The organism is Burkholderia pseudomultivorans (genome assembly GCF_001718415.1).
Taxonomy (GTDB): domain Bacteria; phylum Pseudomonadota; class Gammaproteobacteria; order Burkholderiales; family Burkholderiaceae; genus Burkholderia; species Burkholderia pseudomultivorans_A.
Genome location: NZ_CP013377.1, coordinates 2,630,914 through 2,641,887 on the forward strand (window position 1 = coordinate 2,630,914; position 10,974 = coordinate 2,641,887).

Genomic DNA, 10,974 nt, shown 5'->3' on the forward strand with positions numbered 1-10,974 from the left:
GCTTACCGCGCCACCCGCCGCGCCATCCATTTCCGATACCGTCTGCTCTGACACTGCGCGGCGAGTTGCTGCGACACCAGCGCACGCAGCGGCGACACCGACGGATTCGTCCGCCGGCCTGCGCTGAGCCGCCCGAGCTGGAACTTCACCACGGCCATGTTCGCGAGCGCGCCCAACGCCTTGTTCTTCCAGCGAATCGGCTGCAGCAGCGGCACGCTGTCCTTGCCCGCCTGCCAGTCGCGCGGCAGGTTCGGATCGATCGACAACGCGGTCGCGATGCCGACCATCGCAATGCCGCTGTCGACCACCTGCTCGGCCACCGCGCGACGCCGAATCCCGCCGGTAACCATCAGCGGCATCCGCGCGACGGCCGCGATGTCGCGTGCGAATTCGAGGAAGTACGCCTCGCGGGCAAGCGTGCGGCCGTCGCGCGCCTGCCCCTGCATCGCCGGCGCTTCGTAGCTGCCGCCCGACAGTTCCACCAGATCGACGCCGAGCGGATTGAGCAGTTCGACGACACGCTTCGCATCGTCCGCGCTGAAGCCGCCGCGCTGGAAATCGGCCGAATTGAGCTTGACCGCGACGACGAACCCGGGCGATACCGCCGCACGCACGGCCCGCACGATATCGAGCAGCAGGCGCGCACGACGCTCGATGCTGCCGCCCCACGCGTCCTGACGACGATTGGTCAGCGGCGACAGGAACTGGCTCAGCAGATAGCCGTGCGCCGCGTGGATCTGCACACCGGTAAAGCCGCTGCGCTCCGCGAGCCGGGCAGTGCGAACGAAGCGTTGCTGCACGTCGTCGATGTCGGTCGCCGTCATCTCCTTCGGCACCGGGAACTGCTTCGACAGCGAGCCGAGATCGAGCGGCACCGCCGACGGCGCCAGCGTCGTCTGGCCGAGTGCCGCGGGCATCTGCCGCCCCGGATGGTTGAGCTGCATCCATACGTGCGCGCCGCCGGAACGCGCAACCTGCGCCCAGCGGCTGAAGCGCTCGAGATGCGCGTCGTTCTCGAGCACGACGCCGTTCGGCCCCGTCATCGCGCGGCCGTCCACCATCACGTTGCCGGTCAGGATCAGCCCGGCCCGGCCGTCGGCCCACGCCTGGTACAGGCGCAGCAACGCGTCGGACGGCGCGTGATCCGCGTCGGCCATGTTCTCTTCCATCGCGGCCTTGGCCAGCCGGTTCGGAATCATCGCGCCGTTAGGCAGCGTCAGGGGTGCGAACAGTTTCATGAGTGCGTCCTCGATTGACTGATGCGCGACGATAACTTTAAAGTTCACTTCAAGGTCAAGTCCTTTTGGAGCACGACATGAAGATCGGTGAACTGGCGCGCGCGAGCGGCCTCGCGGCGTCGCGCATCCGCTTTTACGAAGCGAGCGGCCTGCTGGAGCCGGCCCGGCGGCAGGCGAACGGGTATCGGGAATACGGGTCGGAAGCGTTGACGCGGCTGGCGATCATCGATCGTGCGCAGCGCGCGGGGTTCACGCTCGACGAGATTCGCGCGGTGCTGCCGCCCGATCTCGGCGCATGGCCGCGCGACGAGTTGCTGCACGCGCTGCGGCACAAGATCGACGAGATTGCGTCGCTCGAACGGCGTCTCGCGCAAAACCGGCAGCATCTGCAGACGCTGGTCGATACGATCGAGACCAAGCCGGCCGGCGAGGATTGCGCGGGTGCGGCGCAGCGCATGCTCGACCGGATGTGCGCGGAAGCCGACGAGGCGGAACTGGATGCCGCGCCCGTGCGGCCTGCACGGGCGCTTGGGGCGGTGCGGAAGCGGGCTTGAGCTTGGGAGCGCCACTCGAGACACATCGAACACCGCCGGCGTGCTTGCCGTGAGTAGCGGTCGAGGAATCAACCGACCGAATTCTGCAAATCGTCGGACGTCTCGCACGACACGAATTCAATGACGCTCGGTAATCGGCCCCTCGGCGTCCACGGCTCCGACGGCAGCAGCGGGGCCGCCGACGGTGATCGGGCCCTGCGCTTCCAGATCGCCGTGTACGATCAGCGCGCCATGCACAGTAAGCGGGCCATGAAACTTGTTGTCTCCCTGACGCCTGCGTATGGCGGGGTCGTCGGGAGAAATGCGTTCGATACGAGCCGCGGTGACCGGGCCGTGTGCATGAATCTCGCCGGCCACCGTCAGCGAGCCGTCGACCGTCACCGGCCCGAGGACGACGAGCGAGCCGTCGATGCTGAGTGGCCCGGTGACAACGGGTTCGGCATAGGCCGACGTGTAAGGGATCGAGCACGCCAGCAGAACCGCGGCCGCGATGGCGCCTTCTGCCAGCTTCGATGTCGTGCTCGTTACGAGCGTCGGATTGAAACGCTTCACGTGCCCTCCTACCGCCCTTCATGGCATATGGTTCGATCGGCACCCGTTCAGCAGGCCCCGTGCACGGTGTCCACGCTATCGCTTTTAACGGCGGGCCGTCGGCATCAGCCGGAATCCGCGCAAACTTTATTCCCGCGGCGTGTGCAGTTGCCTCAGACAGGCCGAAAGAACGGTCAATATGAACGCTTTCATCCGGTTTCGAGAAGGCACGTTGCTCCCGTTCAACACCACATTGCGCGTCTATCCGCGAAAGACTGTCAGCGATTCTGCGCGGCTTCGGATAATAGTTTCCGTACACGAACCGAAACAGGCTCTTCGGGCGAGCGCCCCTTCAGAAAGAGCTCCAGTTCCCGGCGTGCACCAGCATCGTCACCGACCTTCGCAAGCACAAAGGCAAGCGCGAGCGGATGTCGGACGTAGTTGTAGAACCCCAATCCTCCGCCCGACAAATATCCTCGCAGCCACTCGAATGCGGCCACAACGTCTTCCAGCGAGTTGACGCGTCGCCAGAGTTCGTCCGCGCGCGAGACTGCCATTTCAACTATCCGCGGCGCGACTCGAACAAAGGCTTGCTCTCCGCGGATCAGGCTGATGTCCAACGCTCTATCTCGCGCATCGACGCAGAGATCGAGTTTCGCGGACTTATTGGTCCGAGGCCATCGAACGGAATTACCTGATACGTGGGGAACGAAGTCGAAGGAAAATCCCCATTGTGGCGCTATTACACCGCCTTTCCATGGCGCAAACGCAAACATCTGGCGTATCGGCGTCCCATCGAATCTCGCCCATTTGAGGGGGGCGATGGGCTCGAACCCTCTTCCCTCCAACGCTGCATCGACAACCGGTGAGAGGATTCGATGAGCATTGCCCAAGGTAAGCATTTCAGACGGGCCGGCATTGCAGGAATCACGTTGAACTCGCTCGAACCACTTGCCTATACCCATGATCGTAGTGCCTCACTGCTGGATAAAGTTGCCCCGGAAGCCAACGATGACGCGAACTGGCTGACGCTTGTGCAAGCGATTGTCGGCGATCCGAGCCGCACTGTCGAACCGTCGCTCGGGGCAGCGGAATGTCCGACGCGGGCCTTCGGGCAGACGCCCTTGCCTCAACGGTACGAAAGGGCAAAAAGACGTCAGCGTTGAAAAGACAGGAATACAACGTATGCAGAAATGACGCGGGTGCGCTGCACGGCGCGCACGTCGATCCGCCGGAGCGTACGGTATCGCCCACCACCCGCCAAATTTCCCTTACGTCCCAGGTAATCGACGCACGTCACACGCGCACCGATCATGAACCCATCGACCGCCGAACCGGACCACATCGCACCACGGAGCCCACCATGACCGCATACGCCATCGCCCACCTGCACGACGTCGAAATGTGCGACGACATCGTCGAATACCTCGAACGCATCGACGGCACGCTCGCGCCGTTCGGCGGCCGCTTCGTCATTCACGGCGCGCGTCCGGACGTGCGCGAGGGCGAGTGGCGCGGCGACCTGATCGCAATCGCGTTCGCCGATCTCGACACGGCCCGCGCGTGGTACACGTCGGACGCGTACCGCGCGATCCAGCCGCTACGCGCGCGCCATGCGAGCGGGCCGCTGATCCTGATCGACGGCGTCGATGCGCAGCACCGCGCGACCGATATCCTGCGCTGATGCGCGTCGCTTACGACGCCTTCCGCTCCATCGGCTCGCCGACCACGAAGCCGCCGCCCTGGAACCGCTGCGCGGGATCGTCGTAGTCCGCGGTGGGCGCCGTCACCGGGAAGCGCTCCGCGAACTGCGCGGAGCTGTCGCGCGGCCGGAAGCCGAGGAAGCCGGCCTTCGTGTTGTCCCACCACTTCACCGGATTGTCCGACACGCCGTACACGATCGCGTGTCCGACGCGGTTCGTCAGCAGCGAGCAGCGCACGAGTTCGATGAAGTCGCGATAGCTGAGGAACGTGACGAGCATGCGCGGATTCTTCGGCTCCTCGAACGACGAACCGATCCGCAGGCACACCGTCTCGATTCCGAAACGATCGAAGTAGTAGCGCGACAGCGCCTCGCCGAAGCACTTCGTCACGCCGTACAGGCTGTCCGGACGCTGCGGCGAATCGGCGTCGAGCACTTCGGTGACCGGATGAAAGCCGATCGCATGATTCGAGCTGGCGAACACGATCCGCTTCACGCCGTGCTTGCGCGCGGCTTCGTACAGGTTGTACGTGCCGGTGATGTTCGCGTCGACGAGATCGTCGAACGGCGCGTCGATCGAGATGCCGCCGAGATGGACGATCGCATCGACGCCGTCGACGAGCTGCATCACCGCCGCCCGGTCGGCCAGGTCGACGACGCGGGTTTCTTCATGCGCGGCCGCATCGCCGAGCGACGCGATATCGCTCACGCGCACGACGTCGGCCCAGTTCGCGAGCGCGCCGCGCAACTGGCGGCCGAGGTTGCCGGCCGCGCCCGTCAGCAGCAGGCGCCCGAACGGCTTCGCCGTTCCGGTGGATGAAGCGTTCATCGGATCTCCTTCAAATTCTGAACTGATTTGGAAAACGTTTTCCGACTATACGCGCGACCCGCCCGGAACGTCAATGCCGGATACCCTTCCCGGCCATCCGCATTTTCCCGATGGCGAGGCCCCGGCTCTGCGACGGCTTTTTCTGCCACAATCCGGCCTTATCGAACGAAAACGTTACCCTTCGGATGAAAAAAGTTTCCCCGACGATCCGCGACGTGGCCGCGGAAGCCGGCGTGTCGGTCGCGACGGTGTCGAAGTACGTGAACGGCACGCAGCGTTTCTCGCCGAACGTCGAGGCGCGGCTCAAGGAAGCGATCGACCGGCTCGGCTACCGGTCGAATCCGCTCGCGCGCTCGATGATCACCGGACGCACGCGCACCATCGGCCTCGTGATCCTTGACATCAGCAACCCGCACTTCACGAACGTCGTGAAAGGCGCGAACCGCGTCGCGCTGCAGCACGACTACACGCTGCTGCTGGTCGACACCGAGGAGAACCAGGCGCGCGAACGCTCGCTGATCGAAGCGCTGGCGCAACGCGTCGACGGGCTGATCGTCAGCACACGGATGCCCGACGACGAAGCCGGCTGGATGCTCGACCTGCACAAGCCGCTGGTGCTGCTGCGCCGCAGCCCGGCCCTGTCGCTGCCGAGCGTCGGCATCGACAACCGGATGTCGACCTACATGCTTGCGCGTCATCTGCTGAACCTCGGCCACACACGCATCGCGTATCTCGGCTTCGGCTCGGCGCGCGTCAACGACGAACGGATCCAGGGTGCGCGCGACTGCCTCGCCGAAGCCGGGCTCACGCTCGACGTGCACGACGCGCATGCGCCGACCGCCGAGGCCGGCGAACGTGCATGCTCGCGCGTGATGCTCGGGCCGCAGCGTCCGCAGGCGGTGATCTGCTACAACGACCTGATCGCGCTCGGCTTCATGAAGGAGGCGGCGTCGCTCGGCTTCCAGCTGCCGCGCGACGTCTCCGTCGCGGGCATCGACAACGTGCCGTACGGCCAGTACGCGGCGCCCGCGCTGACCACCGTCGATATCCAGAGCGAGAACATGGGCGAGCTCGCGATGCAGAAACTGATCGACGCGCTCGCCGGGCGCACCGACGCGAGCTATTCGACGTTCGAGCCGCGGCTGATCGTGCGCGCGTCGACGGCGGCGATCGGCTGAACGGCCCGCAACGCCGGCATCGCGACGCCCCGACGCAAACGCGCCGCCAACGAGGGCGGCGCGCTTCGCAACCGGGGCAACACGCTCAGGCATCGAGCTTCGCCGGCTTCATCTTCGGCGTCAGCACGTGCATCACGGCCAGCGCGATCAGATATGCCGACGCGCCGATCGCGAACAGCACCCAGTAATGGCCGGTGCGTTGCAGCACCTGGCCGATCACTTCCGAGAACAGCACGCCGCCGAGCGAGCCGGCCATCCCGCCGATGCCGACCACCGACGCGACCGCGCGGCGCGGGAACAGGTCCGAGGCGGTCGTGAACAGGTTCGCCGACCAGCCCTGGTGCGCGGCGGCGGCCAGGCCGACGATCAGCACCGCGGCCCACAGGTCCTGCACCTGCGACACGAACGCGATCGGCAGCACGCAGCATGCGCAGATCAGCATCGCGGTCTTGCGCGCGGCGTTCACGCTCCAGCCCGAGCGCAGCATCAGCGACGAGAGCCAGCCGCCGCCGATGCTGCCCACCGTCGTCAGCGCATAGATGCAGACGAGCGGCAGGCCGATGTGCTGCATGTCCATCCCGCGCGACTCGTTGAGCCACTTCGGCAGCCAGAACAGATAGAACCACCAGACCGGATCGGTCAGGAACTTGCCGATCAGGAACGCCCACGTCTCGCGCTTGCGGATCAGTTCGCCCCAGCGCGGCGCGCCGGCGTCCGCGTTCGCGGCGTCGAGCGCCTCGGCCTCGTCGCGCGGCTCGTCGTATTCGGCGGCAAGCGCGCGCGTATCGGCCTGGCGATAGAACACGAGCCACACCGCGAGCCACACGAGGCCGATCGCGCCGACGATCACGAACGCCGCGCGCCAGCCGTACGCGACCGCGATGGCCGGGATGATCGCCGGTGCGAACACCGCGCCGATGTTCGCGCCCGAGTTGAAGATGCCCGTCGCGAGCGCGCGTTCGCGGCGCGGAAACCACTCGGCCGTCGTCTTGATCGCCGCCGGGAAGTTGCCGCCCTCGCCGATGCCGAGCAGCGCGCGCACGAACGCGAAGCCGCTCACCGAGCCGACTGCCGCATGCAGCATCGCGGCGATGCTCCACACCAGCATCGCCGCCGCATACGAGATGCGCGTGCCGAGCCAGTCGACGATGCGGCCGAAGCCGAGCAGGCCGAGCGCGTAGAACGCGGAAAACGCCATCACGATCCGGCCGTACTGGACCTGGCTCCAGCCGATGTCGTGCTGGAGCATCGGCGCGAGCAGGCCGAGGATCTGCCGATCCATGTAGTTGATGACGGTCGCAAAGAACAGCAGCGCACAGACGGCCCAGCGGTAGCGGCTGGCGGCGCGCGCGACGCCGATGACGGCAGATTGCATGAATGTCTCCGATGTGCGGCCGCGCCCGTCGCGCCGCACGATGTTCATGACCGGCGACAGGCGCCGGAGCGGGCCGCGCCACGCGTCCCCTGCGCGGCGCAGCCGATCGCTCGATGATTTGGAAAACGTTTTTCAAAGGATAGGAGCTTTGCGGAGGTGCTGTCAGTCGGGGATTTCGATGAGTCATCTCTTGTTTGCCGCCCGGAAAAGAGACGACCGTTTCGCAATATGGCGTTAACCGTTTTTCCCGGATCGATCGGCGCCGTGGACGGGCCGCAAGGCCGGCGCCGAGACACATGTCCGATTCCGGCCGGAATGCGCGCCGGCGATGGTTTACATTGCTCGCATGCACCTCGACCCCGACACCTGCTACGACGCCCTGCTTTCGAGAAACCGCCGTTTCGACGGCTGGTTCTTCGTCGGCGTGTCGACGACGGGCGTGTACTGCCGCCCGGTTTGCCCGGTGAAGCCGCCGAAGGCGCAGAACTGTCGCTACTTCCCGAGCGCCGCGACCGCCGAGAAGGCCGGCTTTCGCCCGTGCATGCGCTGCCGCCCCGAACTCGCGCCCGGCCACGGCCTGCTCGACCTGTCAGGCAACCTCGCCGACGCAGCCGCGACGCTGATCGAGGACGGTTTCCTGGACGGCCACGGCGTCGATGCGCTCGCGCGACGCGTCGGCGTGACCGAGCGCCATCTGCGGCGGATCTTCGGCGCGCAGTTCGGCGTGTCGCCCGTCGAATTCGCGCAGACGCACCGCCTGCTGATGGCCAAGCGGCTGCTGACCGATACGGCGCTGCCGATGGCCGTCGTCGCGTCGACGGCCGGGTTCGGCAGCGTGCGCCGCTTCAACGACCTGTTCCGGAAACGCTACGGACTCAATCCGCTGCGGCTGCGCAAAGGCGCCCGTCCGTCCGACGGCGGCGACATGACGTTTCCGTTGCCCTACCGGCCGCCGTTCGCGTGGGACGAGCTGATGCGCTTTCTCGCAGCGGCAGATCGCCGGCGTCGAACGCGTCGATGCGCACGGCTATGCGCGCGTCGTGGAACTGCCGCGCGGCGGCAACCGACGCGTCACGGGCTGGCTGTCGGTTGCGCACGTGCCGCAGCGCTTCGCGCTCGCCGTCACGGTATCGCCCGCGCTGACGCCGGCCGTGCCTGCCGTGCTCGCGCGCGTGCGGCGGCTGTTCGATCTCGACAGCCGCCCCGACGTGATCGATGCGCATCTCGGCGCACTCGCCGACGGCTCGCCTGGCCTGCGTGTGCCCGGCGCATTCGATGGCCTCGAGATCGCACTGCGCGCGATCGCCGGCGAACGGCTCGCGGCGACGCAGGCGGCCGGCAGTCTCGCGCGGATTGCCGAACGCTTCGGCAGCGAGGTCGAACACGCGCCGCCGGGCCTCGCGCATACGCTGCCGTCCGCAACGATGCTGGCTGCCGTGCCGTCAGCGGCGCTCGAAGCGATCGGGATTACGCGCGAAACGGCGCGGGCGATCGTGTCGCTTGCACGCGCAGTCGCCGACGGTATGCTCGCGCTCGAACCGATGGCGCCGCTCGATGCGACGCTCGCCGCGCTGCGCAAGCTGCCCGGTTTCGACGAACGCGCGGTGCAGTACGTCGCGATGCGCGCGATGGCCTGGCCGAACGCGTTCCCCGCCGACGATGCATGGCTGGCCGCGCGTGTCGATTCGACCGAACACGCCGACCGCACGCGCGTGCCGCCGGCCGCGCCGCATGCCGCGCGCTGGGCGCCGTGGCGCGCGTATGCCGCGCTGCACGCGTGGCGCCTTCATGGAGATGGATTGCGATGACGCCCGCCCACCTGATTCCGAGCCCGCTGGGCGACATCGCCGTGCGCATCGAGGACGATGCGCTGACGGGTTTGTTCTTCGTCGGCCAGAAGTATTTCCCGCCGCTCGCGATCGCAGACAAGCGCGACCCGCACGCCGCGCCGCCGATCGTGCGCAAGGTCGCGGAAGAGATCGCCGAATACTTCGCCGGCACGCGCGAAACGTTCTCGGTGCCGATCCACCTGCGCGGCACCGCGTTTCAGCGGCTTGTATGGAAGGAACTGCTCGCGATTCCGTTCGGCGAGCTTCTGTCGTACGGCGACATCACGGCGCGCGTCGGCTTGCCGATGAGCGGCGCGCGCGCCGTCGGCGGCGCGGTCGGCCGGAACCCGGTGTCGATCATCGTGCCGTGCCATCGCGTGGTCGGCGCGTCGGGGAGTCTCACCGGTTATGCGGGCGGCATCGAGCGGAAGCGTGCGTTGCTGGCGCTTGAAGGGGCGGGGTTGCGGCGCGGGGCGCGGCATCCAGCGCAGCAGGCGCTGGCGTTCTGAGGCGCGGGCGATTTCAGAATTGCGCCGTGAGTTGGAAACCCGCGGTCACGCGCGCGGTCGGAAATCCGGACGGCTTGTAGACGGGCGTGCCTGCGAACAGGTCGTATCCGTAAGCGCCGAAGCGCGTTGCTACGCTGCCCTTGACGCCGATCACCGCGCCGGCCAGTTGTGTGCCGACGAGCGCGACCGGCTGCGGGCCCCATACGCGGCCGTAATCCAGGCCCGCGTAAATTGCTTGACCCGTCTGCCCGATCGGCATTTGCAGTTCATTGCGCCAGTAAAGGCCGCGCGCTGCGGCCAGCATCGAATTCGATACGGTCGCATCTACTGTTTGCGAAAAACTGAATGGCTTACTCGAAGTATCTCGATGAGAGCTTGAAAGTTTGTGGAAAGAGGGAAATTGAAGTCCGTGATTGGAAAATGAATTGAGTCATTGCGCCGACTTCCGGTTACGCGTGCCGCCGCGGCTCGGTCGACAGGGGTGGGAGCCTGCTGTGCATGTACCCCGAGCGACGTCAAGGCTAGGAATGGCAACACCGTCAGTCGGTTATTCAATTTCATAGATCGATTCTTTTGTAATTTTCCCTGATATGCCGTTGACTGAGCGAAGTTGCAATTTCAAATGTTACATCGGGTTCCTTTATACATAGACCGAGAACCACTTACATCCAGCAAGCAACAGCCCTGAGTAGAGAGGAGAGGAGCAGAGCAAACACCGTTACCTCACTCCGCAGACGAGGTTCGATGATGCGATCTATGCGCCAAACTGCGAGATTGCGGCGCGGACTACATTCTGAAACCCCCCACGATTTAAAATAAACTCGTGAACAATCGATGCATCACCTCGGCCACTCCATATTAATTTAGCCCGATCGCCCGACTCAACAAGGAAGACCCGAAATCCATCATCCAATAAGCTTCCGACAGAAACCAAATGTTTGTAATCGCTATACTCTGCATCCGAGTCCATTCCTGGAAACGCTCTTTCAACAAGCTTTGCATAGGAAGTCAACGCCGGCAAATTAAATAGCTCATCATCCTCGACATCACCATCCATACAATTAACCGAAGACAGCAAATTTATATCAACGCCGATCGTTGAATTTAATGACCAAATTAGATTGCCGCCAATGAAATAAGAAAAGCAGCCATTCTTAAAGTGATCCGTTGACCATAATTCAACAGAATCACACCAAATTGCAAATACATCAGGATTTCCGAATAACACG

10 protein-coding genes and 3 pseudogenes are annotated in these 10,974 nt (G+C 65.1%); 6 read left to right on the forward strand and 7 right to left on the reverse strand.

The window, feature by feature from the left end; translation table 11 throughout:
- Positions 1-2: 2 nt before the first annotated feature.
- The gene (locus tag WS57_RS11360; RefSeq protein ID WP_069244225.1) at positions 3-1,238 is read right to left on the reverse strand and encodes an NADH:flavin oxidoreductase/NADH oxidase family protein; all 1,236 of its coding nucleotides are present in this window, start codon (positions 1,236-1,238) and stop codon (positions 3-5) included.
- 77 nt (positions 1,239-1,315) lie between these two features.
- Between WS57_RS11360 and WS57_RS11365 the strand changes: the two genes are divergently transcribed.
- Positions 1,316-1,792 carry a MerR family transcriptional regulator gene (locus tag WS57_RS11365; protein ID WP_059606167.1) on the forward strand — a complete coding sequence of 159 codons (477 nt, stop codon included), beginning with the start codon at positions 1,316-1,318 and terminating at the stop codon, positions 1,790-1,792.
- Positions 1,793-1,909: 117 nt separating this feature from the next.
- Here WS57_RS11365 and WS57_RS11370 read toward each other — a convergent pair whose 3' ends face one another.
- Positions 1,910-2,344: a hypothetical protein gene (locus WS57_RS11370; RefSeq protein WP_069244226.1), complete on the reverse strand. Its 435-nt coding sequence runs from the start codon at positions 2,342-2,344 to the stop codon at positions 1,910-1,912.
- A 257-nt stretch (positions 2,345-2,601) separates the two neighbouring features.
- The gene (locus tag WS57_RS36985; RefSeq protein WP_155741170.1) at positions 2,602-2,943 is read right to left on the reverse strand and encodes a hypothetical protein; all 342 of its coding nucleotides are present in this window, start codon (positions 2,941-2,943) and stop codon (positions 2,602-2,604) included.
- A 258-nt stretch (positions 2,944-3,201) separates the two neighbouring features.
- Here WS57_RS36985 and WS57_RS36990 point away from each other — a divergent pair, with 258 nt between their 5' ends.
- Both WS57_RS36990 and WS57_RS11375 read left to right on the forward strand, forming a co-directional pair.
- Positions 3,202-3,489, forward strand: coding sequence for a hypothetical protein (locus tag WS57_RS36990; RefSeq protein WP_155741171.1), 288 nt, complete (start codon positions 3,202-3,204; stop codon positions 3,487-3,489).
- A gap of 197 nt (positions 3,490-3,686) precedes the next feature.
- Positions 3,687-4,007 carry a DUF1330 domain-containing protein gene (locus tag WS57_RS11375; RefSeq protein WP_009694063.1) on the forward strand — a complete coding sequence of 107 codons (321 nt, stop codon included), beginning with the start codon at positions 3,687-3,689 and terminating at the stop codon, positions 4,005-4,007.
- 10 nt (positions 4,008-4,017) lie between these two features.
- On the opposite strand, the gene WS57_RS11380 is transcribed toward WS57_RS11375, so the two are convergent.
- Positions 4,018-4,854 (reverse strand): NAD-dependent epimerase/dehydratase family protein, encoded by an 837-nt coding sequence (locus WS57_RS11380; RefSeq protein WP_009694062.1) that lies wholly within the window; start codon positions 4,852-4,854, stop codon positions 4,018-4,020.
- Between the two features lie 73 nt (positions 4,855-4,927).
- Here WS57_RS11380 and WS57_RS11385 point away from each other — a divergent pair.
- Positions 4,928-6,032 (forward strand): annotated as a pseudogene (locus tag WS57_RS11385) (LacI family DNA-binding transcriptional regulator).
- A gap of 85 nt (positions 6,033-6,117) precedes the next feature.
- Here WS57_RS11385 and WS57_RS11390 read toward each other — a convergent pair.
- Entirely contained in the window at positions 6,118-7,407 is a 1,290-nt protein-coding gene (locus WS57_RS11390; RefSeq protein WP_040130499.1) for an MFS transporter, read from the reverse strand.
- Between the two features lie 328 nt (positions 7,408-7,735).
- Between WS57_RS11390 and WS57_RS11395 the strand changes: the two are divergent.
- Both WS57_RS11395 and WS57_RS11400 read left to right on the forward strand, forming a co-directional pair.
- Positions 7,736-9,215 (forward strand): annotated as a pseudogene (locus tag WS57_RS11395) (AlkA N-terminal domain-containing protein).
- Positions 9,212-9,745 (forward strand): methylated-DNA--[protein]-cysteine S-methyltransferase, encoded by a 534-nt coding sequence (locus WS57_RS11400; RefSeq protein ID WP_069244227.1) that lies wholly within the window; start codon positions 9,212-9,214, stop codon positions 9,743-9,745. Before WS57_RS11395 ends, WS57_RS11400 begins: the two are co-directional and overlap by 4 nt.
- A 13-nt stretch (positions 9,746-9,758) precedes the next feature.
- On the opposite strand, the pseudogene WS57_RS11405 reads toward WS57_RS11400, so the two are convergent.
- A pseudogene (locus WS57_RS11405) lies at positions 9,759-10,052 on the reverse strand (ShlB/FhaC/HecB family hemolysin secretion/activation protein); the annotation flags it as partial.
- A 447-nt stretch (positions 10,053-10,499) separates the two neighbouring features.
- Positions 10,500-10,973: an immunity 42 family protein gene (locus WS57_RS35695; protein ID WP_081074511.1), complete on the reverse strand. Its 474-nt coding sequence runs from the start codon at positions 10,971-10,973 to the stop codon at positions 10,500-10,502.
- Between the last annotated feature and the right edge of the window lies 1 nt (position 10,974).